The organism is Paenibacillus sp. FSL H7-0714, assembly GCF_038003765.1.
Classification (GTDB): domain Bacteria; phylum Bacillota; class Bacilli; order Paenibacillales; family Paenibacillaceae; genus Paenibacillus_AQ.
The window spans coordinates 5,649,819-5,676,699 of sequence record NZ_JBBOPT010000001.1 but is presented as its reverse complement, the minus strand read 5'-3'; the positions used below and the strand labels follow the sequence as shown (position 1 = coordinate 5,676,699).

The 26,881-nt window shown below is 45.2% G+C and carries 24 protein-coding genes and 1 pseudogene; 18 read left to right on the top strand and 7 right to left on the bottom strand.

All coding sequences use genetic code 11. The features are described from left to right. Positions 1–44: 44 nt before the first annotated feature. Together NST34_RS25500 and NST34_RS25495 are read right to left on the bottom strand one after the other, a co-directional pair. Positions 45–884 (bottom strand): phosphatase PAP2 family protein, encoded by an 840-nt coding sequence (locus NST34_RS25500; RefSeq protein WP_256990033.1) that lies wholly within the window; start codon positions 882–884, stop codon positions 45–47. Positions 885–979: 95 nt separating this feature from the next. Continuing rightward, the gene (locus NST34_RS25495) at positions 980–1,372 is read right to left on the bottom strand and encodes a TIGR04086 family membrane protein (RefSeq protein WP_341129021.1); all 393 of its coding nucleotides are present in this window, start codon (positions 1,370–1,372) and stop codon (positions 980–982) included. A gap of 226 nt (positions 1,373–1,598) precedes the next feature. Here NST34_RS25495 and NST34_RS25490 point away from each other — a divergent pair, with 226 nt between their 5' ends. Next, a complete protein-coding gene (locus tag NST34_RS25490) occupies positions 1,599–2,363 on the top strand; it encodes a DUF421 domain-containing protein (protein WP_076284845.1) in 765 nt (254 codons plus the stop codon). A gap of 5 nt (positions 2,364–2,368) precedes the next feature. Here the strand turns inward: NST34_RS25490 and spoVB are convergent, their stop codons facing one another. Beyond that, entirely contained in the window at positions 2,369–3,964 is a 1,596-nt protein-coding gene (spoVB, locus tag NST34_RS25485) for a stage V sporulation protein B (protein ID WP_076284844.1), read from the bottom strand. Positions 3,965–4,160: 196 nt separating this feature from the next. Between spoVB and NST34_RS25480 the strand changes: the two genes are divergently transcribed. From NST34_RS25480 to NST34_RS25455, 6 genes are all read left to right on the top strand, one after another. After that, complete coding sequence (locus NST34_RS25480; RefSeq protein WP_042191115.1) at positions 4,161–4,412, top strand: post-transcriptional regulator; 252 nt, start codon at positions 4,161–4,163, stop codon at positions 4,410–4,412. A 227-nt stretch (positions 4,413–4,639) separates the two neighbouring features. Beyond that, the gene (secD, locus tag NST34_RS25475) at positions 4,640–5,890 is read left to right on the top strand and encodes a protein translocase subunit SecD (protein ID WP_042191112.1); all 1,251 of its coding nucleotides are present in this window, start codon (positions 4,640–4,642) and stop codon (positions 5,888–5,890) included. Next, on the top strand, positions 5,880–6,779 hold the full coding sequence (gene secF, locus NST34_RS25470; RefSeq protein WP_076284843.1) for a protein translocase subunit SecF: 900 nt from the start codon (positions 5,880–5,882) through the stop codon (positions 6,777–6,779). Before secD ends, secF begins: the two co-directional genes overlap by 11 nt. 165 nt (positions 6,780–6,944) lie before the next feature. Continuing rightward, positions 6,945–7,895 (top strand): cation diffusion facilitator family transporter, encoded by a 951-nt coding sequence (locus NST34_RS25465; protein ID WP_042191108.1) that lies wholly within the window; start codon positions 6,945–6,947, stop codon positions 7,893–7,895. A gap of 29 nt (positions 7,896–7,924) precedes the next feature. Further along, the gene (gene recJ / locus NST34_RS25460) at positions 7,925–10,327 is read left to right on the top strand and encodes a single-stranded-DNA-specific exonuclease RecJ (RefSeq protein ID WP_341129020.1); all 2,403 of its coding nucleotides are present in this window, start codon (positions 7,925–7,927) and stop codon (positions 10,325–10,327) included. A 224-nt stretch (positions 10,328–10,551) separates the two neighbouring features. Then, complete coding sequence (locus NST34_RS25455) at positions 10,552–11,070, top strand: adenine phosphoribosyltransferase (protein ID WP_042191103.1); 519 nt, start codon at positions 10,552–10,554, stop codon at positions 11,068–11,070. A gap of 207 nt (positions 11,071–11,277) precedes the next feature. On the opposite strand, the gene uraA is transcribed toward NST34_RS25455, so the two are convergent. Beyond that, complete coding sequence (gene uraA / locus NST34_RS25450; RefSeq protein ID WP_042191101.1) at positions 11,278–12,591, bottom strand: uracil permease; 1,314 nt, start codon at positions 12,589–12,591, stop codon at positions 11,278–11,280. Positions 12,592–12,897: 306 nt separating this feature from the next. On the opposite strand from uraA, the gene NST34_RS25445 reads away from it, so the two are divergent. Further along, on the top strand, positions 12,898–15,078 hold the full coding sequence (locus NST34_RS25445) for a RelA/SpoT family protein (RefSeq protein ID WP_076284873.1): 2,181 nt from the start codon (positions 12,898–12,900) through the stop codon (positions 15,076–15,078). A 21-nt stretch (positions 15,079–15,099) separates the two neighbouring features. Continuing rightward, the gene (dtd, locus tag NST34_RS25440; protein ID WP_076284841.1) at positions 15,100–15,543 is read left to right on the top strand and encodes a D-aminoacyl-tRNA deacylase; all 444 of its coding nucleotides are present in this window, start codon (positions 15,100–15,102) and stop codon (positions 15,541–15,543) included. Positions 15,544–15,708: 165 nt separating this feature from the next. On the opposite strand, the gene NST34_RS25435 is transcribed toward dtd, so the two are convergent. The 3 genes from NST34_RS25435 to NST34_RS25425 form a co-directional block, all read right to left on the bottom strand. Beyond that, complete coding sequence (locus NST34_RS25435; protein WP_341129019.1) at positions 15,709–16,830, bottom strand: TolB family protein; 1,122 nt, start codon at positions 16,828–16,830, stop codon at positions 15,709–15,711. Positions 16,831–16,960: 130 nt separating this feature from the next. Next, positions 16,961–18,424 carry a sensor histidine kinase gene (locus NST34_RS25430; protein ID WP_341129018.1) on the bottom strand — a complete coding sequence of 488 codons (1,464 nt, stop codon included), beginning with the start codon at positions 18,422–18,424 and terminating at the stop codon, positions 16,961–16,963. Positions 18,425–18,426: 2 nt separating this feature from the next. Next, the gene (locus tag NST34_RS25425; protein WP_149647658.1) at positions 18,427–19,119 is read right to left on the bottom strand and encodes a response regulator transcription factor; all 693 of its coding nucleotides are present in this window, start codon (positions 19,117–19,119) and stop codon (positions 18,427–18,429) included. Positions 19,120–19,222: 103 nt separating this feature from the next. Here NST34_RS25425 and NST34_RS32195 point away from each other — a divergent pair. From NST34_RS32195 to NST34_RS25385, 9 genes and pseudogenes are all read left to right on the top strand, one after another. Beyond that, a pseudogene (locus tag NST34_RS32195) lies at positions 19,223–19,318 on the top strand (hypothetical protein); the annotation flags it as partial. Between the two features lie 84 nt (positions 19,319–19,402). Then, a complete protein-coding gene (locus tag NST34_RS25420; protein ID WP_179085778.1) occupies positions 19,403–19,558 on the top strand; it encodes a hypothetical protein in 156 nt (51 codons plus the stop codon). Positions 19,559–19,706: 148 nt separating this feature from the next. Beyond that, positions 19,707–20,216, top strand: coding sequence for a type 1 glutamine amidotransferase domain-containing protein (locus tag NST34_RS25415; protein WP_341129017.1), 510 nt, complete (start codon positions 19,707–19,709; stop codon positions 20,214–20,216). Between the two features lie 44 nt (positions 20,217–20,260). Continuing rightward, positions 20,261–20,710 (top strand): hypothetical protein, encoded by a 450-nt coding sequence (locus NST34_RS25410; protein ID WP_076284836.1) that lies wholly within the window; start codon positions 20,261–20,263, stop codon positions 20,708–20,710. A gap of 366 nt (positions 20,711–21,076) precedes the next feature. Next, positions 21,077–21,202, top strand: coding sequence for a hypothetical protein (locus NST34_RS25405; RefSeq protein WP_256716317.1), 126 nt, complete (start codon positions 21,077–21,079; stop codon positions 21,200–21,202). A 197-nt stretch (positions 21,203–21,399) separates the two neighbouring features. Next, on the top strand, positions 21,400–22,653 hold the full coding sequence (gene hisS, locus NST34_RS25400) for a histidine--tRNA ligase (RefSeq protein ID WP_042191091.1): 1,254 nt from the start codon (positions 21,400–21,402) through the stop codon (positions 22,651–22,653). Between the two features lie 81 nt (positions 22,654–22,734). Beyond that, complete coding sequence (aspS, locus tag NST34_RS25395; RefSeq protein ID WP_042191089.1) at positions 22,735–24,513, top strand: aspartate--tRNA ligase; 1,779 nt, start codon at positions 22,735–22,737, stop codon at positions 24,511–24,513. Positions 24,514–24,579: 66 nt separating this feature from the next. Beyond that, positions 24,580–25,335 carry a tRNA threonylcarbamoyladenosine dehydratase gene (locus tag NST34_RS25390; protein ID WP_042191088.1) on the top strand — a complete coding sequence of 252 codons (756 nt, stop codon included), beginning with the start codon at positions 24,580–24,582 and terminating at the stop codon, positions 25,333–25,335. 238 nt (positions 25,336–25,573) lie between these two features. Next, positions 25,574–26,872 (top strand): NCS2 family permease, encoded by a 1,299-nt coding sequence (locus tag NST34_RS25385; protein WP_341129016.1) that lies wholly within the window; start codon positions 25,574–25,576, stop codon positions 26,870–26,872. Positions 26,873–26,881 lie beyond the last annotated feature (9 nt).

Sequence of the window (26,881 nt, the reverse complement as noted above, 5' to 3'; positions counted from 1 at the left end):
GACACCGCTTTTTTGACGTTCATCTTTCATCGTGATCTATGGGTTTAACGCATATCCGTTATTCGGCTGCGAACGGTGAGCGATTCTTCACGTCCCCGTAAGGTTAATTTGGCAAGCTGTACACCAACTGTTGAAGCTAGGACTGCTAGCAGAGTGCCGCCTATCATATCTGTAAGCCAATGAATGCCCAGATAGAATATACCAAAGACGATTACGACTGCGGAAATACTCGTAATGACCATCCACCGGCGGTTTCCTGAACGGAATGCCAGTAATGCCATCGTAACGGAAATGGACGTATGTAGACTCGGGAAGCAGTTGTTGAGACCGGATAGAGGGCGGTACTCTTGCTCAAACTTCGGAAATACATCCAGCATAGTAAATCTAACGCCTGCAGGTACATAGGACCATACCTCATTTACAGGGAAGTAAAGGTAGAATGGAATTGCTACAGCATAGTTAATGATAATAGCATAGCAGGTAGCGTACAGCATCACACGGTTCTTATCTAACAGATAGACACCTAGAGAAGCTGCTAGTACAGATTGAAGCATGAAAATGTAGAAGAAAACTATGATAGGCGTTAGCCATGGACTATAGAATATATCCTGAACAGCTTGGACAAAATGCCCCTCTAGCCCAAATACAAATGATGTATAGTCTGAGGTAAGATGCATTTTTTCTTCAATTTGTAGTTCGTATTTATTCAAGACCAGTACACCAAACATGCCTACCATCAATAGCAAAAACTTGTAGGATCGCAGCATCTCTTTTCCGATTTCAACTAATGCCATGATTGGATTTCGACGAGCGCCAATCCATACTAATATCACTACTAATGCAACTGTGTACAAAACAATATGATTCATTGATTGGTAAAACAAAGCATTCGAAGCCTCCTTGATTCTCTTTATGAAGTCAGATGATCACAGTTTAACATATTTCCAAGGAATGTTTCGAATTTTATGGAATAATAATTTTAGCTTTTCTGTAAATTAACCCCAAACATTCCGCCAAGTGCACCAATTGCTGCCGCAGCTAGAACCCAAAGAAGGTCAACACCAGAGGGTGAGCTATCCAGTGCCAGAAATCCAATTAACAGAACGATAATCCCGTAAAAGATTCCTGTAAGACTTCCTTGATACCAGCCTTTTTTCGTGGCTCTGCGACCGGCGGTTAGTCCTCCGAATGCTGCGGCTATGCCGTGCACTATATAAGTGTACATTGAGAGATCCTGCTCCTTCAGACCGCTGCCCCATAATAAAAGAGAGAGGACAAACGCGCCAAGCAGCATCCAAAGGAATGATCGACATAGGCCAGACAATACAGGATTGGCTATTCTCCATGAGAACAGGCGCCGGATTAAATACATGGTACAACCTCCTAAAGTTTTTTTTAGAAAAATAATCTACATAAGTTATTATTCATTGTATGGGGAGGCTTGCCCCAATAGTACAAGAATGGGCATTGTAGCCTTTTTACCATTAATTAATATGTGAACTTCCGAATGTTCCCTGTGCTGAGCGGTCAGAATAGGGTTACATTAATCCGCCCGAGAAAACAAGTCTGCGGGTGAGAGTGGAGGGGAGCGAAGCTATATGTCCCAGCATATCACTACCCATATTTTCTTGACCGTGCTGATGTATTTCTTCATATTCCTGTGCATGCGTATCATGGGGAAGAGGGAAATCGGTAAGCTGTCTGTATTTGATCTAACGATCTCAATTATGATTGCTGAGATTGCTGTTTTTGTGATCGAGGATATTAATCGCCCGATTTACGAAGGTCTGGTTCCGATGGCCACACTGGTTATCATTCAAGTTGTGGTTGCTCAGCTCAGTCTTAAGAGTAGAAAGATTCGGCTGTTAATGGACGGTAAACCGAGCATACTTATTTCTGGAGGCAAGCTGCACCGGGGAGAGATGCGTAAACAAAGGTACAATATTGATGATCTGTTGCAGCAATTGCGTGGTCAGAACATCGCTAGTCCTGCTGATGTGGAATTTGCGATTCTGGAGCCCAGTGGTCAGCTTACCGTTATCGAGAAAGACAAAGGACTTTCATCTTCCAATCAAACAGGCAATAGCAGTTCAGTTGCTGAGAACAATAAGACCGATGAGGATGCTGATGTAAGCAGTCAGAAAGTTAAACTGCCAAAGAACAAAATCAGATATGAAGGGCTTCCTATTCCATTGATTATGGATGGAAAGGTCCAGGATCATAATTTAGAGATGATAGGAAAAACAAGGTTCTGGTTAAGAACACAGATCCGCCAAAAGGGTGTATCAGATTTTCGGGATGTATTTCTTTGCTCCATAGACCATAAAGGCCGAGTTTATGTTGACCGTTTGGATAATCGCTAACCATTCTAAAGCCAACGCTTAATGAAAGGCAGTCGATCCAAATCACGAAGGGAAATAAGGCCAGCTAATAGACTGAGACCGAAATACAGGGCCATTCCTACCGCAGAGGCAAATAAAAATTGAATCCATTGTGCTTCTGCAATGGGAATGGAGATGTATACATAACGCACGCCTGCTCCCATAATGATCATTGCACATAAAGTCTTAATGGTATCGGTTATTCGTAAGGATAATGAAATTAGACTGACTACGCTGTACCCGTGCAGCAGAGTAACAAGAACGCTGTTCACAATAATGGCGATGATTGCGCCGTAGATTCCGTATTCTGGCTGTGAAGCTAATATAACAATCAGAATGATTTTGACTACTGCCCCAATAAGAGTATTGATGAGTGCCCTTCCCGGTCTGTCCATAGCTTGAAGTGCAGCTTGTAAGGGTGCTTGAACATAGATGAACAAAGCGAAAGGGGCCATTAGTTTTAGCATAGGAGCGGTGTCCGGATTTCCGTATAACAAGTTGCATAGTGGGACTGCCAGTACATACATAAGAACAGCAAAGGGAGCCCCTGTTACAAGAGCGAGTCGAAGAGCTTGGTGCATTCGTTTGTGAATGGTAGGCAAGTCCTTTCTCGCGGCAGCCTCGGATAAGGAGGGAACCAAAGACACTGCGAGAGAGGAAGTTAACGCACCGGGAAGTAGCAGTAAGGGGATAACCATTCCTTGTAAAGACCCATATTGAGCAGTCGCGGCGGCTGTTGCGATTCCGGCTAGTGCAAGACTACGTACGGTAATTATAGATTCCAGTAGATAGGAAAAAGAACCGACAAGCCGGCTTGCCGTAACAGGAATTGATACACCTAGTAAACGCCGTAGTATGGGGGAAGTTAATTGTACGGCATCTGGATCAGGAGGTATAACTTCCTTCTCAATCGTTTGCTGTTCTAGGATGGGGGTTGTTTTTTTATCCTTTTTCGTGATGACATAATATTGCCACAGAATGGCTAACATTCCGCCAATCTCTCCCACCGTTACGCCTAGCATCGCCCCTGCAGCTGCAAAAGCGATACCTTTAGGTAACAGCAGCCAAGAGAACCACAGCATAAAAAATATTCGCACGATAGACTCAAAAACGGAAGAAAGTGCGGAAGGAATCATGTTCTGCCTACCTTGAAAATACCCGCGGTATATTGCAGATACAGCAACAATTCCAATCATTGGGATCATGGCAATAAAAGTATAATAAACTCTGTGGTCTGTTAAGATCACATTGGAGACCCATGAAGCACTGACCAGCGCAACAATGGTAAAGAAGATTCCTAGTCCGACACTAAGAGTAAGGCCAGTCCGTAAAATTTGCCGCGATTTCTCAGGGCGGTTCTCTCCCTCTGCTTCCGCTACCATCTTTGCAATTGCTAGGGGAAGTCCGCCTGTGATAACAGTAGCCAGTACGATAAAGAAAGGGTACGCGAGCTGATATAGACCCACACCTTCTGCTCCAATGATGCGTGGCAAAGCAATTCGGGGTATAAATCCAAGCATTCGATTAATGATGCCGGCGGCAAGCAAGATTAAAGTTCCTTGTATAAAGCTCTGTTTCCTCAAAGGTCACGCCTTCTTCCCCAAATGAAATGAAACGCTGGCCAACTTGTCTATTCTTATGGATATGCTATACCCCTATCCCGGCATGCCTTGTTTTAGTAGTTGTAACTTTTTATGACGGAAGGAGGAAAGCAGAGAACTTGGGTCGAATACCTATGGTAAGCATACGAACACGAGCGATCTTTGGAGGTGTCATCACGTGGAATCGGAACAGTGGAATCATGATCAACATAGTGAAGAAATCGAAGCCATGTGCCGCAGCAAAGCTGAAGAATTCCGGCTCCTCGGCTATGAGTATGTAACCAGCAAGGATATTTGGGATTGTATCAGTCGTAATTATGATAAGGACGGAATGCCTCCCTTACATAAGCTGGTAAATGATATTTATTCCTTAAAAGCCAATAGTTACATGACTTATTTGACTCTTGCAGCTTATCGGGGGTTGAACTGAACAATACACATCTCGCTTCTTTTCTTTGCGAAAAGCCTTATAAAGCAGTAAAGTAAGAGAATAATAATAACTTCACATCTCCTATATAAACGGATGTCTTGCTGATATGTGCAGGGGCGGCCGTTTCTTTGTGTGAGTATAGCTATGACTATGCTGTGAATTGACGGTCATTTCACGTGTAGCTATAATAGGAATATTGAGTGAATGAAAGGGGAACTAGCTAGAGCATGAAGAGACTAATGGGCTTTATTATTACCGTGCTCGTTTTGACAGGCGTCATGGCATTTACTACTCCTGGACTGCTGGACAAGGTTAGACTTGGTCTTGACCTGAAAGGCGGATTTGAGATTTTGTACCATGCAGAGCCTATGGAAGCGGGAGCAGCGTTGTCCCGAGCTTCACTGTTGAAAACAGCAGAAAGTTTGGAAAAACGGGCCAATGCGCTCGGAACCAGTGAACCAGAGGTTACAACTGAAGGTACTGACCGTATTCGTCTGAAAATTGCAGGCGTTACTGATGAAGCCGAGGTTCGTAAGAAGATGAAGGAGCCTGCAGTTCTGACTTTCCGTAGTGCTGCTGAAGGTGACGCTGAAGGTACTTACAGCAAGATCGAACTGGTAGGTAGTGATTTTGTTGAAGGTGCGGCAGAGGTTGGACGGGATAATCTGAATCAGCCAATCATCAGTATCAAAATAAAGGACAAGGATAAATTCGCAGAGATTACAAAACGCCTCTTAGGAAAGAATCTCGCAATTTATTTGGATGAGAACAAACTATCTGACCCTACGGTACAAGCAGTACTTACCGATGGTAGTGCGTCTATTTCCGGTCAGTATACAATTAAAGAAGCACGTGAACTGGCTGACACTATTAATCTTGGTGCGTTGCCACTGAAACTTACTGAGAAATACTCCCAAAGTGTGGGTGCAACACTTGGTAAACAATCGCTTGATCAAACGATCAAAGCCGGTCTTTTGGGTTCTTTGATTATTCTTATCTTCATGATCGGTATGTATCGCTTGCCAGGTCTCTTGGCTAGTTTTGCGCTGATCTTGCATACATGGCTGCTAATTGTAGTCTTTGTCTTAGCAGACTTCACATTGACGTTGCCTGGTATAGCCGCATTTATTCTGGGTATAGGGATGGCCGTCGATGCCAATATCATTACAAATGAACGGATAAGAGAAGAAATGCGCAGTGGTAAAAGTGTACTTTCCTCTGTTAAAGCAGGTAATAAATCCTCTTTCCGGACAGTAATGGACTCCAATGTCACAACTGTTATTGTGGCAGGTGTCATGTTCGCCTTCGGTACAGGTGCAGTCAAAGGTTTCGCATTGGTACTGATCGTGGAAATCGTTCTGAGTATCGCTACGAATCTTTATTTCTCCCACTGGTTGCTTAGCCAGCTTGTTAAAGCCGGTAAGCTGAACAAACCGAAGAGTTTCGGTGTTAAGGAGAGTGATATTCGTGCGCTTTAAGAAAGAGCTTGATTTCGTACATTTGAGTAAATTTTTCTATGTTTTTTCTATCGCCCTTACAGTGGCAGGTTTGATTTTCCTAGCAACCTTTGGATTGAATTACAGCGTTGATTTCAAAGCGGGATCTAATGTTGATATCTCTCTGTCTAAGAATTTGACATTGGAAGAGGTTAATTCAGCAGTTGAAAAAACTGGGATTTCAAGTGAGCCAAGCATTACGATAGGAAGTGAACGGGTTAACGTTCGTTATGATCAAGTGCTCGATGAGCAACAAGATGAAGCTCTTAAAGCAGAGATCTTGAAGCTGGACGAAAAAGCATCGTTTGAGATTAACACCGTGGATACTGAAATGTCTAAAGAACTTGCACGCAATGCGATCTATGCGGTTCTCATTTCTTGTCTAGGGATTATCATTTATGTAAGTATTCGTTTTGAATGGCGGTTTGCATTGGCAGCTATTGTTTCATTGATCCATGATGCCTTTATGGTCGTTGCAATCTTCTCCATCTTCCGCTTGGAAGTGGATTTGACGTTTATTATTGCGGTGCTTACGATTATCGGTTATTCCATCAATGATACGATCGTTATCTTTGACCGTATCCGTGAGAATTTGCGTTTTGGTAAACAAAAAACCTATGAGGATTTAAAAGAGCTTGTGAATAAGAGTGTGGCTCAAACGCTTATGCGTTCTCTTTACACAGCATTTACCGTATTTATTGCGGCGTTCTTCCTGTTGATTCTTGGAGGCGAGTCCATCAAGATGTTCTCGCTTGCGATGGTTATCGGATTGCTATTCGGAGCGTACTCCTCTATCTTTATTGCAAGTCCGGTCTGGCTACTGCTTAAAAAGCGTGAGAAGATAAAGGTAAAGAGCCCGGCTAAAGGGTAATGTCTCAAGAGAAATAACATGGCTACACTTGAATGAAAAAAACATCAACTTTATAATTTAAGAAAGCCGCGTCAAATGCGACGCGGCTTTCGAAATCTTTGGGGTAGTATGTCATGTGTATTGTATCATCATGAGATTACTTGCTAGTGGTAAGGGGGGCCTCGTATGAATAAAGAACGATCACCGCAAAGCAAGACGGTTGCTTGGACAGGGATCATCAGCGATGTTACTTTGGCAGTAGCTAAGGGGAGTTTTGGCTATATTTCAGGTAGCAAGGCTTTAATGGGCGATGCATTATATTCTGGAGCAGATGCTGCAGCTAAATTGGCGGATATTCTCCCATGGCGCTCTGAACAAAGCAGAAAGAGCAAGCAGCGGATAGAAGAGCGACGAGGGAATAAGGAGCCGCTTTTAGCTATACTTTTTTCGGTATTAATTCTTATGGGGGGGCTGCAAATCGCCTTCTCTGCAATCCGTGACTTAACCGAGGGACAGTCATCCACTCGCGGAGAACTTGCACTTGTAACTGTCTTACTATCTATTGTACTTAAAGAAGCTGTATTTCAATATCAATATCGGTACTTTAAAAAAATAGGTGATGGCAGCCATGCTGCTTATGCCAATAGTCATCGTTTCAGTTTGTATACTTCTATCACAGTATTAGTTGGGATATCGTTATCAATGGGGGGTACCTATTGGCATCCTCTACTCTATATGGACCCTATTGCTGCACTTTTAACAGGATGCTTAATTCTACGTAAAGGTTATTTGCTCATTGTTAATACTGTTAGTGTTAAGAATGCGCAGGAGCTACCTTCTGAGGAGGCAGCTAATTTTATTGAAACCGTACAACGTGTTCATGGTGTTATTCGTGTAGAACATTTGAAGGCACTTGAGCAAGGGAATTATGTGAATCTGCAAGTGAAGATCAGTGTAAATCCGCGTATTACGGTGATGGAAGCACAGGATATTTCAGAATGTGCAAGAAAGTTGCTGCAGCACAGGTTTGTTCATGTTGGTGAGGTACATATGGACGTAGTTCCTTATGATCCTGGTTATCCATACAAAAGTAATTATGAATTGGTGGATAATGATATTCCGACGCTGCTTCAGTAGTTCGCAAGGTGAGAGAAAGGTGAGCGCTATTGCTTTATTCAAAAACAAGATGGCAATCTCCGGCAGCCGATCCCGACGTCGTAAGGGATATGGCCCGGAGCCTTTCTATTTCTCCGCTCTTATCCTCACTATTAGTGACTAGAGGAATTGATACGCCACATGAGGCTCTATCGTTCATGGATGGCGGTGTGGAAGCTCCGCATGATCCGTTCCTTCTAAAAGGAATGGCCGAAGCGGTTCCCAGAATTAGAAAGGCTTTAAAAGAAGAAGAACATATTCTGATTTACGGCGATTACGACGCTGATGGTGTGTCCAGTACAGCATTAATGATTCATTTGCTGCGTTACTTAGGCGCTTCCTTTGATATTTATATCCCGCACCGTTCTAATGAAGGCTATGGGCTGCATAATCATGCTTTGGATTGGGCTTTACAGCAGAGTGTATCCTTGATCATTACTGTAGATACTGGCATTAGCGCCTATCATCAGATTGCTTACGCTAATGAACTCGGGATTGATGTGATTGTTACGGATCACCATGAGCCACCAGAGCTTCTCCCAGAGGCTTATACGTTGATTAATCCGAAGCTGCCCGACTGCCCCTACCCGTTCAAAGGATTGGCAGGTGTAGGTGTAGCTTATAAGCTCGCCCAGGCTATGCTAGGGGAGGAAACTCCCGAAGAATGGGCAGAGATAGCTGCTATCGGTACTGTAGCAGATTTAATGCCGCTGCTGGGTGAGAATCGTGAGATTGTTCGAAACGGTTTGGTGAGTATGCGAAATTCTCGATTCCCAGGTATTCGTGCCTTACTCGGTGTTAGCGGCGTGACCATGAGTACTGTGAGTGCGGTTAATATCGCTTTTGGAATGGCGCCTCGTATCAATGCGAGTGGTCGTCTGGATCATGCTGGACGGGCAGTGGCGTTGCTTACAACCGAGCATACTGATGAGGCAGAGCAACTGGCTGGGGAGCTTGATCTGCTTAATAAAGAACGCCAATTGGTCGTAGAAAGAATTGTAGTGGAGGCCACTGCAAAACTGGAGCAGATGACTCAGGGTGGAGAAATACCAGACATCATAGTCCTTGCTGAACAAGGCTGGAATGTGGGTGTGGTAGGTATAGTGGCTTCCAAACTGCTGGAGCGTTACTATCGACCTGTGATTATTCTGGATATTCATCCGGAGACCGGCATGTGCAAAGGTTCTGCCCGCTCTATTCCTGGACTTGATATATATGCGGCGTTATCCTCTTGTTCTAACTTAATGGATCATTTCGGTGGTCATCCAGCAGCCGCGGGAATGAGTCTGCATCGGGACGGCTTAGAAGCCTTCGCTGCGGCATTAAATGAATACGCTGCTACTGTGTTAACACCGGAGCATTTCGTTCCTGTTACTTCTGCTGATGCAGAAGTGTCGATTTCCGATTTGTCCCTACAGACCGCGCTTGAATTGGAAAGGCTTGCACCTTTCGGGATGTCGAATCCATTGCCAAAGTTCATCATTCGCGGGGCTACAGTGAAAGAGACACGCACCATGGGGCAAGAAGGAAAACACTTGAAGATCGTCTTGCAACAGGGTAAGAGTACGATCGAAGCCTTGGCTTTTGGTAAAGGGGATTTGGCTAAGCTGCTCCCTGTGGGCACCCCGATCAATGTGCTGGCTGAACTGTCGATCAACGAATGGAATGGCTCAAGGAAACCACAGCTGATGCTACAGGATTTATCAGTTCAGGATGCTCAATTATTTGATCTTCGTGGTGCTGCTGACGCTGTGCGGCAGGCTGCGCATATTAGAGAGCTGCTACTTCCCTATAGTGGTGCTGGCCCATATCGTGCTGCAGCAGTATTCCAGAGTGGACGTATGTCTTCACAGACTGAATTGATAGGAATGTCCTTCTGGGTATATGATAAAGAAGCTGGCATTAGCGCCGCTATTAAGGATGATTCGATTCAGGAGTCAGGGCATGTCTCACTGTTATGTCTACTGGATATGCCGGAGACTCCTGAACAACTAGACGCGTTACTAAAGGCTTTTCCTAATGCTGATAATATTGCGTTATTGCATTCTATAAAGGATGGCCGAGAACGACTTATCATTCCGACACGGGATCATTTTAAAATACTCTATAAATTGCTGGCTTCGATCACTGCTGTTGCAACGCCAGAACATGAAGTGCTGCTGCGGCTAAGTCGACAATCCTCATTAAGTATTCGAATGCTTAGTAATATGCTAGATGTGTTCGAGGAGCTGGATTTTATCGAAAGAAGTCAAGGAAGTGTGACCTTTATTACGCAGCCTACAGCTAAAAGCCTTACAGCATCAAGACATTTTGTTAGACTGGGGCAGATGGCGGAAATGGAGCAGTACTTCATGGAAGGTAGCTTGTCTGAACTGCAGGATTGGATGTTATCACGCCGTTTAGGCGTATCATAAAGACTAAACAAAACAAAGCAGACGCTTACGAAGCAAGTTTTGCCGAAACGGACTCAAAGTAGCATATGCTAACAAAACAAAGCAGACGCTTACGAAGTAAGTTTTGTCGAACCGGACTCAAAGTAGCATATGCTAACAAAACAAAGCAGACGCTTACGAAGTAAGTTTTGTCGAACCGAACACAAAGTAGCATATGCTAACAAAACTTTTAGGAGATGAAAAATTTGGATTTTAAAGATAGTATTCGCGTGATTCCTGACTTCCCAAAAGAAGGTATTAGTTTTAAAGATATCACCACCTTGTTAAAAGATGGTGATGCATATCGCCAGGCAATTGATGCCTTGAAAGCTCTTGTATCCCACTTAGAAATCGATGTGATCGCTGGACCGGAAGCACGTGGTTTTGTAGTTGGTGCACCTCTTGCTTATGCATTGGGCGTAGGTTTTGTGCCGATTCGTAAGAGTGGTAAACTGCCGTATGAGACTATCGAGGTTGGATATGATCTTGAATATGGTAAAGACACACTTGCTGTTCACACGGATGCCATTAAGCCTGGACAAAATGTATTGATTGCTGATGATTTGTTAGCAACAGGAGGTACTATAGCTACTTCGGTTAACCTTGTGGAGCAGCTTGGTGGTAAAGTGGTAGGCGCAGCGTTTTTGATTGAATTAGTTGAGCTTGCTGGACGTAATAAGCTTTCTGGAATTGAAGTTATTACATTAGTTGATTACGAAGATTAATGCGATAAACTTGTCTTTTCCCGGGAAATAAATCGGGATTTATGTATCGAATAATGTGGAAAAGTGCAAACAACAGCAATTCTCTGTTACTACTAGCGGAGGGTTGCTGTTTTTCGATTTTTTGGTCAAAAGAGATACGAAAAAAGACTGCCCAATCCATAAAATGGATCTGGAGCAGTCTTTTTGAATTATTAATTCATAAATAAATTAGTGAGCAGCTTTATCGCTTTCTCCACCTTCATTAGACAGTCCAAGAACTTCAATGAGTTTGAAGAATAGGGCTAGAACGATACCAACAATCGTAGCTAGAGCCATACCACTGAGTTTTACGCTACCCATAGTAAGGGTTGTACCACTAATTCCGACAACAAGCACCAACGTAGCCATAATCATGTTAGTGGCTTTGGAAAAATCAACTTTTTGCTCTACGAAGATTCGTAGACCGGATGCGGCAATTACACCGAACAAAAGTAGTGATACACCACCCATTACAGGTGTTGGGATGTTAGCGATAACGGAGGAGAAAGTTCCGGAGAACGATAGCAGAATCGCAATCACTGCTGCGCCACCGATCACATATACAGAATAAACTTTAGTTAATGCCATAACCCCGATATTCTCACCGTAGGTTGTATTTGGAGTAGAACCGATAAAACCGGAGATAATTGTAGATATCCCGTTACCCATCAGGGAGCGGTCAAGTCCAGGGTCTTTAGCCAGATCTCTGCCAACAATATTGCTGGTTACAAGTAAGTGTCCAATATGTTCAACGATTACTACTAGCGATACTGGGATGATAGTCAGGATTACATTCCAATCGAAGGATGGAGTAACAATGGTAGGGTGAGCTAAAAAATTCGCATTAGATATTGCAGCAGTATCCACCATTTTCATAATATAAGCTAAGCCATAACCAGTTACGATACCGATGAGGATGTGAATGATTTTTGGGAAACCGCGGAAGAGTACAGCTCCAATTACGGTTACGCCCAGTGTCACCATAGAAAGTGTGATTGCTTTGCCATCTGGAGTCCAGTCTGCAACTGCAACACCTTCAGGGGCAATAAGTCCTGCCATTCGCGCGGCAACAGGCACAAGTTCAAGTCCGATCGTTGCTACGATAGCTCCCATTACTGCTGGCGGGAAGACAACATCGATCCATTTTGTTCCTGCATAACGGATGATCAAAGCAACGAGCACAAAGATAACACCTGTGATGATGAAAGCGCCCAAAGCAAGCGAGTACCCTTTCATATGATCATCTTTATGATCAGCAAGCACTGATAATACGGGTGCGATAAATGCAAAGCTGGAGCCAAGGTAAGCAGGTATTTTACCACGGCAAATCCAAATGTATAGCAGTGTGCCGATACCGTTCATCAGCAAAATCATGCCAGGGTCAACCCCGAACAAGTTAGGCACTAGCACTGTACTGCCAAACATGGCGAACAAATGCTGTAGGCTTAATAGAAAACCGGGGCCCCATGGAAGTTTTTCATTAACTTGAATTTCGCGTTGCAATGGAGTTCACTCCTCTTTCTTAATGGATATGATGTTGTCCAGCGAAAATCCGCCTTTACTAGATTAAATAGAACTGGACATTTTTACAACAACATTTTCACAAGTGTTATTAATTTGTCCGATTTTCATAACTTTTACTTCTTGAGTACCATGAGATGGCAAGTGTTGACGTAATCCCTCGTAAGCGTCATAATTATAGACAACTTTGAACAAGAGCGTAAGTTGCTTGCGAAATGATTGGAACCTGCAGATTTCAGAATGATTGCGGGTTCATTTTATTATAGAAAGGAAACGGATACGACGAGAATGGGCATAGAGCGATTAATTGATAAGGCTGGCGCCTATATAAAAGATAAAGATCTTCTCCGCATCCGGGAAGCTTATGAATTTGCCGATCAGGCTCATCACGGGCAGATCCGCAAGTCGGGGGAGCCATACATTCTGCATCCGCTGGCGGTGGCAGATATTGTCGTCAATATGCAAATGGATGTTATATCTATTGTTGCGGCGCTTTTGCATGATGTTGTGGAAGATACGACGGTCTCATTGGAACAAATCCGCACGAAATTTGGCGATACCTGCGCGATGCTTGTCGATGGCTTAACTAAGCTGGAACGCATCCGTTTTCGCTCAAAGGAAGAGCAGCAGAACGAGAATTACCGTAAGATGTTTATTGCGATGGCGCAGGATATCCGGGTCATCGTTATCAAACTAGCGGATCGTCTGCATAATATGCGTACGTTAAAGTACCAATCTGAAGAGAGCCAGCGACGTATTTCTTACGAAACGCTGGAGATTTTCTGTCCTGTGGCTGATCGTTTGGGGATTTCCGCGATTAAGTGGGAGATGGAGGATATTGCGCTTCGTTACTTGAATCCGCAGCAGTATTATCGCATTGCTAATCTAGTGCATAAGAAGCGGGCTGAACGTGAGCAATTTATCGACAGCGTAATTGGCCGTATTCGTGCCAAGCTAGATGAAATGGGCATTGAAGGTGATCTTTCAGGTCGTCCGAAGCATATCTACAGTGTCTATAACAAAATGAGTACGAAAAACAAACAGTTTAATGAGATCTATGACCTGCTGGCCATCCGTATCATTGTGGATAATATCAAGGATTGTTATGCAACCCTCGGAATTATTCATACCCTTTGGAAGCCAATGCCAGGTCGATTTAAAGATTATATAGCTATGCCCAAAGCCAATATGTATCAATCTTTGCATACTACAGTGGTAGGTCCTGGCGGAGAGCCAACCGAAGTGCAAATTCGCACTTGGGAAATGCATCGTACGGCTGAATTTGGGATAGCAGCACACTGGGCATACAAAGAAGGAACCAGCAATAATGTGAATCCTGAGAATCGGATGCCTTTTTTTCGCGAAATATTGGAGCTTCAGCATGAGGCCAAGGATGCCGAAGAGTTCGTAAAATCACTCAAAATGGACTTTTTCTCGGATCTTGTGTTCGTGTTTACGCCTAAAGGCGAGGTTATTGAGCTTCCTGCGGGTTCTGTACCACTTGATTTCGCATTCCGTATTCATACCGAAGTGGGTAATCGTACGATTGGTTCTAAGGTGAACGGGCGGATCGTACCGTTAGATCACAAGTTGAAGACGGGAGATATTGTAGAGATACTGACATCGAAGCATTCGTACGGACCAAGCCGCGACTGGCTCAAGATTGCTCAATCCTCACATGCGCGAAGCAAAATTAAGCAATGGTTCAAAAAAGAGAAACGTGAGGAAAATGTCGAAAAAGGTCGCGAAGCGATTGAACGTGAGCTGAAGCGTCTGAATGTCGAAGTTTCTGAGTGGATTTCTGATGATAAGCTTTTAGAAGCAGCGAAGAAATTTGCTTTTAACGATGTTGAGGATATGCTGTCTGCCGTTGGATTTGGTGGGATTACCGCTTCGCAGATTGCTTCCCGTTTGACGGAAAAGCTGCGCAAAGAGCAGGAAGAAGCTGCTAATCATTTAGAGCTTACTTCAGAGATGAAGGAGATCAAGTCTTCCGGCGAAAAACGTAATCAACCAACCAATGGTGTTAGTGTAAAGGGAATTGAAAATTTACTTGTCCGTTTTGCACGATGTTGTAATCCGGTACCGGGTGACGACATTGTAGGGTATGTTACACGGGGCCGGGGTGTATCTGTACATCGCCAGGATTGTCCTAATATTCCGGGTGAAGGTGACGGAGAAGAAGCAGCAAGGGTGATTGAAGTGGAATGGGAAGGTACGATGGAAGCAAACTACAGTGTGGATATTGAGATTACAGGTCATGATCGTAATGGACTGCTCAATGAAGTGCTGCAGGCAGTTTCCGAGAGTAAAACGAACATTTCTGCGGTCACTGGGCGCTCTGACAAGAATAAAATGGCAATGATTCATATGACCATTCTCATTCGTAACACGGAACATCTGCAATCCGTTGTAGATAAAGTGAAACGAGTCAAGGATGTATATACAGTGAATCGGATCATGCAATAGGGCAAGGAGCGGAGTAGTACGATGAGAGTTGTAGTACAGCGTTGTAAGGACGCCAAAGTAACCGTGGATAAGGCAGTGACCGGAGAAATTGGCAAAGGCTTAATGCTGCTAGTTGGCGTTACGCATGAGGATACAGAAAAGGATGCCAAATATTTGGCGGATAAAATAGCAGGACTGCGAATTTTTGAAGATGATGCTGGTAAAATGAACTACAGTGTCACAGAGACTGAGGGAGCAATTCTTTCAGTATCCCAGTTTACTTTATACGGGGATTGTCGTAAGGGGAGACGGCCGAATTTCATGGGAGCAGCAGCTCCTGCGGAGGCCGAGCGACTTTATGATTACTTTAACCAAGAGCTTAGAGCTGGCGGCCTTCAAGTGGAGACGGGTGTTTTTGGAGCGATGATGGATGTGTCGCTGACCAATTGGGGCCCGGTTACTCTCATTTTAGATAGCCGCAGTTAATGAAAAAAATGTCGAAGATTGCTTCCTATTTATCAAGACCTTAACATCAAAAATTTCAAACTTAAAAAGCGTCCAACATATTAGTCACGACTAATATGTTGAACGCTTTTTTGTTATTGTAATATTCGTTCTCCGTTGGTGTAAACAACATATTAATCTTGTTAATCACTTCAACACTAGCCGATAAGTCGTGAGTTTGGGCTTATTATCCACAAATGTGCTCGTCGAGACCATTAGTTGCTTGCCCGAAGGGCTCCAGGCGACGGTTGCGACATCCTGGAAATCGCCGAGTTGCTCGATCTTGCCGGTCTTCGCATTCGCAACGTAGACACCGTTCATGCCGTCCCTGTCCTTGTTATACACGGCGAACGCCAAGTACGAGCTATCTGGGGACCAATCGAAAGCGTACATCTGAGTCGTCACGGCGAGCTTAGTCCGCTTCGAGGTGTCGTTCGAGTTCATGAGGAACAGCGTGCGTTCCGTATCCCCCGTACTCTTCAGCATGGCTAACTGATTGCCGTCAGGGGACAGTGACATTCTCCAGACGGATTTGTCCACGATCGTCTCTTTCTTCGTCTCCAGATTGTAGGCCGACAGTGTGTTATCGGGATTAGGGTTGACGTAGAAGAGCGTATTCCCGGCCTTCGCTGCATAATCGAACATGACGTTTTTATCTTTGCTAAGCAATACCTCGTCTTTACTAACTGTCCCAACCTGCAGAATAGCACCTTTACCGTTGCCGACGATCAGATGGCTGGAGTCTGTCCACTGGCCCCATTCCTGTCCGCCCTTATCCTTATCCGTGATTATTCGGCTAGTTCCGGTTGGCACATGCACAAGGACACCGCGGCCACCGTCCATCATGAACGAGGTGTTTTCATGGAAAAAGACATATTGGCCGTCCGGCGAGACAATCGGACTCTCATGCACGCGGTCTTCGCTCGGTTTCAGCGCCTTGATCTGCTTCGTTTTCAAATTGTAAATGTACAGCTGGGCAGGCTTCATTGGACCAGAGTCGGAATCAATCTTCTTCGCGTCCGGATTCGTCTGGGCAATTAACAATTCGTTCTCGTTCAGCCAATCTTGCGCATACAGGCCGTCAAGTCGCTCGAGTTGATCCATGGTGATTGGTTTATCGGTTTGCGAATCAGGCTTCTCTGGCTTGTTCTTGTCGATGACGGTAACTGGTGGGCTATTAGTTGCTCCACCGCCGTTATTCTGTGTTGTGCTGCTGCAGCCTGCGATCCCAACCGCTAGTAATACGATCCCAACTTGTTTCATCTTCATGAATGATGTATCTCCTTCTAAGCTGTGTTATAAATCTGATAAGAGTGTACCAACAGGATGTCTCCACAGTATTTCTAATTGTTTCCAAGTTGTAAACGGATCGAGACTTGGAGAAGAGAGAAGTTGGGACTTATACAGAATCATGATGATAGAGGGGAAACTGTACTTCAAACACGCTCCCAGTGGAGTCTGACCGTTTCAATTGTATGATTCCTCTTTGCTTCTCCACCCATTGCTGAACGAGAGCAAGTCCCAAGCCGCTTCCTTTCGTTTCTTTTGAACGCGCCTTGTTCGCGGTGTAGAAGGGTTCAAAGATTCGCTCCTGGGATTCGAAAGGAATGCCAATTCCCGTATCAATAATTTCTACCTTTGCGTGATTCTGTTCGGTATACAATCGAATATTGACGCTTCCACCGGGGAGGTTGTATTTGATCGCGTTGTCCAGTAAATTAACGAAGATGTGTATTAAACTCTCGCGTTCCGCCCATATGGTGGCAGGTACTGTGTGAAGCTGAAAGGTTAGACCGAATTTGTCAGCCTTGCCTTTCATAAAAGAGACGAGCTCGTCCAGCACGATATCAAGTGACACGGTTTCAGCCTGGTATTCGAATTCGTACTTCTCCAGTGAGGCAAGGCGCAGCGCGTTTTCTACCAGCTTGTGCAGTCTAGACGATTCCTTGCGAATGCTTTCCATCGCTTGCTGAAACAGTAAAGGATCATCTGGGTATAGTTCCAGTAGATCGGCATATGCAGTGATAGAAGTGAGAGGGGTCTTAAGTTCATGACTAATATTGTTAATGAATTGCTTCTGTTGCTGCTCCAATACTTGCAGCTTGTCTACGACAAGCGATAGCTTCGCTTTCTCCGTTTCTAACTTCTTCATACTCGATTCGATCTCACGGCTCATGCTATAAATGCCCTCGCTTAATTCGCCAAGTTCATCCTTACGGACTAGTGGTGCATGATCAATATACGCTCCTGCTTCGATGTTGTTCGCTGTCTGCTTGAGCAGAGTTATAGCTTTGGATTGTCGGTAGACATAAAGGAAGCCGAGCAGGAAGCTGGCGAGCAGAACGGTTGAGCCTGATAGGAGGAACATTGTTCTTGTCTGCCGGTAAAAGGCGTGCAGCTCGCCCACGGGTCTCTGGAATTCGGCTACAGCGATCAGTTGTTCCTCGAACATGATGGGTGTGAAATAATATAGCACGTCCTGGACGTCCGAATAAGCAACCTTGCCCTGGAGTGCATACTGCAGCGCATCCGGCATAGTGGGGGAAGGAACGAGAGGCAGCGAATTCCCGATCTCGACACCGGTCTCATCGTACAGTCGGACGTGCAGTCCGTTGGATTGCCCCAATCGATTGGAGAGATCCATGCCACGATACTTCATGAATGCCTTCAAGCTGACCTGTTCCCCGGACAAGTAGCTCATCTTCACCGTCAATTCGGCGCGGTTCGTCATCTCCGCCATTTCACGCTCCAGTCCAGTACGTTGGTTGTGACGGATACTGCGTAGTATTAGCACACTAAGCACGCTCACCGTGAACAATAGCAGTCCGGCGAGCAGCAGGGAGAACTTCCATCGTAAGCTCACCCTCATAAGGACTCCCGGGTGGCCTTGTAACCTACTCCGTATACGGTCTGGAGCAGACGTTGACCTTCGTCGCCCAGCTTACTGCGGATTCGCTGTATATGAATGTCGACAGTGCGCGTGCCCCCGTCATAGTCGAGCCCCCAGACAAGATCTAGTAGTTCCTCGCGCGTGTATACCCGTTCCGAATGGAGGACGAGCAGGTGGAGCAGCTCGAATTCTTTGGGCGTCAGCCCCACCTTCTCACCGGCCACCTGTACGTCACGATGTGACGGGTTCACTGTCACCGCACCAATCATAATTGGACTGTCGGAGGGAGCGTGTTCCGCACTTTTCTCGACTCGACGGTGCAGCGCTCTAACTCGGGCGACGAGCTCCCGAATATCGAACGGCTTGGTCATATAATCATCTGCACCCAGCTCTAGGCCTAGTACTTTGTCTACAATGTCGTTCTTGACCGTGAGCAATAGGATGCCAATCCCTCTCCGGTTCTCCAGCCGACGGCACACATCATAACCAGACAGCCCTGGCATCATAACGTCCAGTACGAACACTTGCGGCTGGAACGATTCGACGAGTCTAAGCGCGGCTTCGCCGTCAGCGGCCGTTTCGACCTGAAAGCCTTCCCGCCGCAGTGCATAGGCGATCGCTTTCACGATAGAGCATTCATCGTCTACGACAAGTACTCTTTTATCCATGCTGTTAATCCTTTCCACCTCGCTATTGTTGTTGTGATACGCCTATTCTACATATTGCGCTCAGCAAAAGCGAACCAATTGGGGGTTTGAAAGCAAACACCAGCTCAAACGGAAATTCCGAAATTCCAGTAAGCCTCCTTCTTCTGATGGCTACAAGTATCCTGCGCGTAAAAGTCTGCTTGTTTCTGTTGTGTTGTAAGTAGAATCTTGTGCGGATAGAGCCTCTTGGAGCTGGATAAACTAAAGGTAGACAGTTATCCCGCACGATGCAAGGAGCCTAGTAATGAGACATTCACAGAAGGCATGGGTATGGAGAAGTATCCCGGCACTAGCGACAGGGAGTCCTGTAGAAGCCTATGCGTTAGCCAAAAAGACGGAAGATGAAATTGAATCTCAAGTGATCAAAGGAAGAAGCCGTAATCTCTTACCGCGTACCTGAAATGGGTGGTGGAGGCGGCTTTTTGATGCGGTTAACCGGGGATATTTTCTGATTAGAGGTTAGAAATCATTGTGATAAGGGTAATAGACGACAAGAAAGATCAATAAGTACCTATTCATTTGCACAAGCAGAGAGGAGAACTTATCACATGAGTAATGTTGCATTTTTACTAGCTAATGATTTTGAAGATTCTGAGATGAAGGTCCCTTACGATGAAGTTATAAAGGCAGGACATCAAGCTGACATTATTGGTTTAAAGAAGGGTGAGACCTTACTAGGCAAAAAGAAGGAAGTCTCCTACGCAGCCGATAAAGGCATAGCTGACGTTCAAGCAGGTAATTATGACGCGATAGTAATTCCTGGAGGTTCTTCCCCAGAAAATTTACGGCAAAATGCAGATATTTTGAAGTTTGTGAAAGAAGCAAACGAAGCTGGTAAGCCTATCGCTTCTATTTGCCACGGACCCCAAATTCTGATCAGTGCAGACTTGCTTAAAGGACGTACCATCACCTGTTATCCTCCGTTGAAAGATGATGTTGTGAACGCTGGTGCGGAGTTTAAAGATGAAGAAGTGGTAGTTGATCGTAATTACATTACTTCGCGTACCCCGAAAGATGAGCCTGCCTTCGTTCGTGAAATATTGAAGGTCCTGCAATAGCAATTAATAACACTGAGTCTTATAATCTAAAGGAGGTAATGGTAATGACCAGAAAAATCCAAGCATATTTTAGAACGGAAAATGAAGCAGAAGGTGCTAAAATAGCATTGATTAGTTACAAGGTAGATGGCTTGGAGGTATGGCCACTCACGGACCCTATTGGGGAAGATCGTAGAATTCTGTTTCCGATAGCCCCGTTTAGTAATACGACGTTAGCCGCAGGTACAGTGGGGACGCTTGGAACGGGTAGCACTCCGGCAGCTGGAGCTATGTTGGCCCCTGGTGTTGCCGCCTCCGAAACGCGTGATGAGCCTGAGACCCATTATAGCGTGGATGAAGACCAGGTTAGTGCGGATGTAGCAGATGGAGAGCTCGAAGATGGGGATTTAAGTAAACTTCGTTATGTGATGGACCTAAGTGTTGCAGAAGAGAATTATAATGAGGTTGTGGAAACCCTTCGGGGCAAAGGAGCATTTGTAGAGCAATTCGATTAACAACAATCTATTAAAATAAACCGCTTTCATGAATGTAATATAATCGTAATATTACATACATGTTTCCTTAATATAGCGTGTTTATAATAAAGGCATGACCCCCTTTTTAATAATATATGATGATGGACCTGCAGCATTTGGCTGCAGGTCATTTTTTTTGTAACGGTTGAAGTTAAAGGTCAAAAGTTGAAAGTTGTCGAATTTTTTATTCATCTTCGCATTTCCTGCCTTGACTTTAGCGCAGTAGTTCAGTAGAATTTAAAAATATACGATTTTATCATATGGTTTTGATGACGGGAACAAGTAATTCGAGGACCCACAACTCCAGAGAGGAATCCCCTGTAGATTCAGATGATATCCAGTACAATGGATGATCTATCGTTTCTGCTTGGCTGCAAGGATTCTGTTGATGAGCGAATGAATGACCTCCCCGAGAACGTACGGCGAAAGTGGGCAATGTATATTGCCGCTATCAGTAGCCGTTATGCGTAGGCGGGCGTTAACCGCTTTGAGCGGATTCAGAATGGTTCTGATCCGGAATGTGGGTGGTACCACGGGTGTATTATTGGTTATGATAATCCCTCGTCCCTGTTTTTTATAAACAGGGCGGGGGATTTTTTGTTTTGTTTAGCATGATGAAGTGATGAAGAGAGCAGATTTAGAGGGGTATTTTTTAGGAGGGATAGACTGTGGCTAAAGAAAGATTCGAGAAACCTACAGGAACGCAGGATGTGCTTCCGGGAGCTGTGGAGAAATGGCAGTATATTGAGGGGAAGGCTAGAGATTTATGCCGTCGTTTCAATTACCGTGAAATCCGTACACCGATGTTCGAGTATACGGGGTTATTCGAGCGTGGAGTAGGCGAAACAACGGATATTGTAGAAGGCGAGATGTACACGTTCAAGGATAAAGGCGATCGTGATCTGGCGCTGCGTCCAGAAGGAACGGCTGGTGTCGTTAGAGCTTATGTTCAGAACAAGCTTTACGGTGAACCTGATGTAAGTAAGCTGTATTATATCGGACCTATGTTTCGTTATGAGCGTCCACAGGCAGGTAGATATCGTCAATTCCATCAGTTTGGTATTGAGGCTTTTGGAGCTGTGGATCCGGCTATTGATGCGGAAGTAGTCTCCTTAGGCTATCAATTCTATAAGGATCTTGGCCTTAAGGATGTAAGAGTGGAAATCAATTCTGTCGGTAACGCACCTAGCCGTGCAGCTTATCGGGAGAAATTATTGGGTTTCTTAAGACCAATGAAGGATACCCTTTGCAGTGACTGTCAGCGTCGTATTGAGCGTAATCCGCTTCGCGTGCTGGATTGTAAGGTAGATCAAGATAAATTTACAGATGCGCCTTCCATTTTGGATAGTCTGGACGAAGAGTGCACCACTCATTTTGAAAAGGTGAAGATGCACCTTGATATCATGGGTGTGGAATTCACCATTAACCCTCGACTTGTAAGAGGACTGGATTATTACACGCATACAGCGTTTGAATATAAAGCAGCAGGTATTGGTTCGATTGATACCGTGGGCGGCGGAGGCCGTTACAACGGTTTGGTTGAAGAAATTGGTGGACCGGATCAACCGGGTATTGGTTTTGGGATTGGACTTGAACGAATTCTCCTCATTTTGGAGGATCAGAAGGTAGAGCTGGAGACGGCGAAGCCACTGGATGTGTACTTCGTAGCTCTCGGTGAGGAAGCTGATATCGAAATCTCTAAGCAGCTATATATTCTGCGCAGCCAAGGGTTCTCAGCAGAACGTGACTACCTAGGCCGGAAAATGAAGGCACAGATGAAATCCGCAGACCGTATGTCGGCACGTTATACTGCGATTCTTGGCGAAGATGAGCTGAAGAATGGTGTAATTACCGTGAAGTCGATGAATACAGGGGAGCAACGCACCGTGAAGCTGGATGAGCTGGGTCAGGCACTGGTTTAGACCATCTGACTAACGTCTTATGGTGACTGTATAGAGAAAGATTAAAAATGTATTTTTAACCATGAAGGGGAATGATAAATTATGCAAAGAAGTCATCAGTGTGGACAATTAACACCAGAACATATTGGACAGACGGTAACCTTGAACGGATGGGTGCAGACTCGCCGTGACCTTGGGGGCGTATTATTTATTGATCTGCGTGACAGAAGCGGTATTGTACAAGTTGTATTTAACCCAGACTACTCTGGCGAAGCCTTACAAATTGCTGATAAGGTTCGTAGTGAATACGTCCTGGCTGTTAAAGGTAAAGTTGTTAAACGTGATGAGGAAACCATTAACCGCAACCTGCCAACAGGTGAAATTGAAGTGCAAATTACGGACATTGAAGTGCTGAACGCAGCTAAGACACCTCCGTTCTTCATCGAAGATGGTGTGGAAGTAGACGAGTCTCTGCGTCTCAAATATCGCTATTTAGACCTTCGTCGTCCGGAGATGCAAAGAACCTTGCTGCTTCGCTCGAAAGCTTCTAAGATTTTCCGTGATTTCCTTGACAGTGAAGGATTCATCGACGTAGAAACACCGATCCTAACTAAGAGCTCACCGGAAGGCGCGCGTGATTATCTGGTACCAAGCCGTGTGCATGAAGGCGAATTCTTCGCATTGCCGCAATCTCCACAAATCTACAAGCAATTGTTGATGGTCGGCGGCGTTGAGCGCTATTACCAAATTGCTCGTTGTTTCCGTGATGAAGATTTGCGTGCTGACCGTCAGCCTGAATTCACTCAAGTCGACATTGAGACTTCATTCCTGTCACAAGATGAATTGCTTGGTATGATGGAGAAGCTGATGCAGCGTCTGTTCAAGGAAACTGTAGGAGCAGATATTGAGCTTCCGTTCCAACGGTTGACTTATGCTGATGCTATGGGCAAATACGGTTCTGACAAACCTGATCTGCGTTTTGGATTAGAGCTTGTAGAAATGAACGATATTGTTGCTACTAGCGGTGTTAAGGTATTCGCTTCTGTAATCGAAAAAGGCGGCGAAGTGAAATGTCTAAATGCTAAAGGCTGTGGCACTTGGACTCGTAAAGAAATCGATGACCTTGGACCTTATGCTGCTCGCTATGGCGCGAAAGGCTTGGCATGGATTCAAGTGAAAGACGGGGAATTCAAAGGGCCGATTGTGAAATTCTTCTCCGAAGAAGAAATTGCGGCTGTGAAGGAACGTACAGGCGCTGAAGAAGGCGACCTTCTCCTCTTCTCCGCTGATAATAAAAAGGTTGTAGCAGACGTTCTAGGCGCCCTTCGTGTTAAAATTGGACGTCAGCTCGGTCTGATTGACGATAACGTGTTCAAGTTCGCTTGGGTTACAGACTTCCCACTCCTTGGATATGACGAAGATCAGAAACGTTATGTAGCAGAACACCATCCGTTCACTCGTCCACGTGAAGAGGATCTGCATCTATTTGACACAGATCCAGGTGCGATCCGTGCACAAGCTTATGACATCGTTCTGAACGGTTATGAAGTAGGCGGAGGCTCCATGCGGATTTACAAACGCGAAGTACAGGAGAAAATGTTCGAAGCCCTTGGATTTACGAAAGAGGTTGCTTATGAGAAGTTCGGCTACCTGATGGATGCGTTCGAATATGGTACACCTCCACACGGTGGTATCGCTTTCGGTTTAGATCGTCTAGTTATGCTGCTGTCCGGTCGTACAAATCTGCGTGAAACCATCGCATTCCCGAAAACGGCAAGTGCAACAGATCTACTTATGGATGCACCTTCGCCAGTAGATGGTTCACAATTGGAGCAGCTGCACATTAAGCTGGCGCTTAAACCGAAGAAAGAAAAAGAATAATTAACTAATCGAAGCGGGCGAGGCAGATTTCTGCTTCGCCAAAGCTTTTGAAGGAGGCTGAACCTCATGCTACATCAGTTCTCACGCACGGAACTGGCGATCGGACCGGAAGGTCTGGAAATAATGAAGAACAGCACTGTAGCGGTGCTTGGCATCGGCGGTGTTGGCGGTATAGCAGTTGAGGCTTTGGCGCGTACCGGCATCGGCAGACTGATTCTGATAGATAAGGACACTGTAGACATCACCAATGTAAACCGCCAGATTCATGCACTCACAACTACGGTTGGGCAGAAGAAGGCTGAACTGATGGTAGATCGTGTGAAGTTGATCAATCCGGAATGCGAAGCGATTGCGCTCAACATGTTCTATACGGAAGAAACCTATGAGGAATTGTTCAAATTAAAACCTGATTATGTACTTGATGCTTCGGATACGATTATTTATAAGGTTCACATAATCAAAGAATGTCTGTCCCGTGGAATTCCAATGATCTCAAGCATGGGCGCTGCCAACAAAATGGATCCTACAAGATTCCAGGTAGCGGACATTTCCAAGACAACTTATGACCCTATTGCGCGTGTCATTCGTCAGAAGCTGCGTAAGGAAGGAATTAAGAAAGGCGTGAAGGTGGTTTTCTCTACGGAGCCGCCAATGAAGCCACGTCAGGATGTTACGGATAAGATCGTTCCGGAGAATGCGCCGGATCGACGTAAAGCGAAACAACCACCAGCTAGTAACGCCTTCGTTCCGCCGGTAGCAGGCCTGATCATGGTCAGTGTTGCCGTGCGTGATTTGCTTGAGGCTGGAGGCGTCAGCGTGTAAGTGAATCGCTGAGCTGAAGCTGTTTCAATTATAGCGATAGTAGTAGTAAAATGGACCAAAAGGGCGACCAGCTGAAATCCAGTTGCGTACGCCCTTTTGTTGTGGTTAACAGGCGGGTCTGCAAGATGTAGACCACAAATAGGCATAATAATTGAACCGGGATGAACCGTTGATTATAAGCCTTATTATCCGGGTAATATCCGCCTGCGGAACTTAATATCAGTGGAGGTTTTTGTACATGAAATCAAATTTTTGGCGAAATAGTGTAGGGCTTGCACCTGAGAATGACTGGAAACGGGAGTGGGCTGCAGGGATCCTTTCGTATTTTGCTTCGGTATACATTGTAATGGTGAATGCGACCATTCTTCATGACGCGGGTATGCCGCTTAGACCAGCAATGGTGGCTACACTATTGACTGCCATTACAGGCTGTCTACTGATGGCCTTCGGTGGGAAGACACCAATCATCGTGGTACCAGGGATGGGGATAAATGCATTTTTCACATACACACTTGTACATTCAATGAATTTAGGTTGGAGAGAGGCACTTACTGTAGTTGTAATAACCGGTGTGTTATTCGCTATCGTGGCCTTCACATCGCTTTATCGTATTCTAAGTGAGGCGATTCCTCAAAACCTACAGCATGCCATTACAGTCGGGATAGGGCTTTTTCTGACCTTTATAGGACTGCAAAAAAGCGGGATTGTGATTGCGCATCAGACCACGTTTGTTGCTATAGGACATTTTAGCGATCCAGCAGTTATCACTTCCTGTGTAACCTTGTTACTCGCTTTAGTACTGTTTATCCGCGGGACCAACGGTGGTTTGCTTATCAGTATGCTGGTTGGTACAGGTCTAGCCTACTTGCTGGGAGCGGCTCACGCGCCTGAGAAGCAGGCATCCGGTCATGTATTTACGGGTTATGAAAGCTTATTTCTGGGAATGGACTGGAGCGGCATAGTGAGCCTTGTGTTCTGGATTGCTGTTTTCTTACTGCTCTTAATTGTTGTATTTGAAAATATTGGGCTAGTCGCCTCACAGACTATGATGGCAGGGCATCCTGAGCGCTTCAAGAGTAGCTTACGAGCACTCTCTATTGCCAATATCGCTGCAGGTCTCTTCGGAAGCAGCCCTGTAGTAGCCGCTGCGGAATCTAATGCAGGTATTGCTGCAGGTGGACGTTCGGGACTGACCTCACTCGTGGCAGGGCTGCTGTTCGGGGCGACATTCCTGTTCCTCCCTCTGCTCTCCTACATTCCAGATAGTGCTATCGCTCCGATCTTGATTGTAATCGGTGGGCTTATGGTACAGAATGTGCGTGAAATGGACTTGGGAGATTTAACAGAGCTCTTTCCTTCTTTCCTAATCATGGTCATGATTCCATTCACCTATAGCATCGTAGATGGTATGGCTTTTGGATTTATTACTTATCCGATCGTGAAGCTTGCGGTGGGCAAGGGCAAGGAAGTACCTCCTGCGCTGTATGGGATTGCGGGTTTATTTGTAGCTAACTTTATTTTGCAAGCTGTGCTGTAGTCGTATGTT

Coding starts and splice junctions, on each gene's coding strand:
- NST34_RS25445 (WP_076284873.1), top strand. CDS start 12,898: ATGGGCATAGAGCGATTAATTGATAAGGCTGGCGCCTATATAAAAGAT.
- NST34_RS25390 (WP_042191088.1), top strand. CDS start 24,580: ATGCTACATCAGTTCTCACGCACGGAACTGGCGATCGGACCGGAAGGT.
- NST34_RS25415 (WP_341129017.1), top strand. CDS start 19,707: ATGAGTAATGTTGCATTTTTACTAGCTAATGATTTTGAAGATTCTGAG.
- NST34_RS25490 (WP_076284845.1), top strand. CDS start 1,599: ATGTCCCAGCATATCACTACCCATATTTTCTTGACCGTGCTGATGTAT.
- NST34_RS25410 (WP_076284836.1), top strand. CDS start 20,261: ATGACCAGAAAAATCCAAGCATATTTTAGAACGGAAAATGAAGCAGAA.
- dtd (WP_076284841.1), top strand. CDS start 15,100: ATGAGAGTTGTAGTACAGCGTTGTAAGGACGCCAAAGTAACCGTGGAT.
- NST34_RS25385 (WP_341129016.1), top strand. CDS start 25,574: ATGAAATCAAATTTTTGGCGAAATAGTGTAGGGCTTGCACCTGAGAAT.
- NST34_RS25405 (WP_256716317.1), top strand. CDS start 21,077: ATGGATGATCTATCGTTTCTGCTTGGCTGCAAGGATTCTGTTGATGAG.
- NST34_RS25465 (WP_042191108.1), top strand. CDS start 6,945: ATGAATAAAGAACGATCACCGCAAAGCAAGACGGTTGCTTGGACAGGG.
- secD (WP_042191112.1), top strand. CDS start 4,640: ATGAAGAGACTAATGGGCTTTATTATTACCGTGCTCGTTTTGACAGGC.
- NST34_RS25420 (WP_179085778.1), top strand. CDS start 19,403: ATGAGACATTCACAGAAGGCATGGGTATGGAGAAGTATCCCGGCACTA.
- aspS (WP_042191089.1), top strand. CDS start 22,735: ATGCAAAGAAGTCATCAGTGTGGACAATTAACACCAGAACATATTGGA.
- NST34_RS25495 (WP_341129021.1), bottom strand. CDS start 1,372: ATGTATTTAATCCGGCGCCTGTTCTCATGGAGAATAGCCAATCCTGTA.
- NST34_RS25425 (WP_149647658.1), bottom strand. CDS start 19,119: ATGGATAAAAGAGTACTTGTCGTAGACGATGAATGCTCTATCGTGAAA.
- NST34_RS25435 (WP_341129019.1), bottom strand. CDS start 16,830: ATGAAGATGAAACAAGTTGGGATCGTATTACTAGCGGTTGGGATCGCA.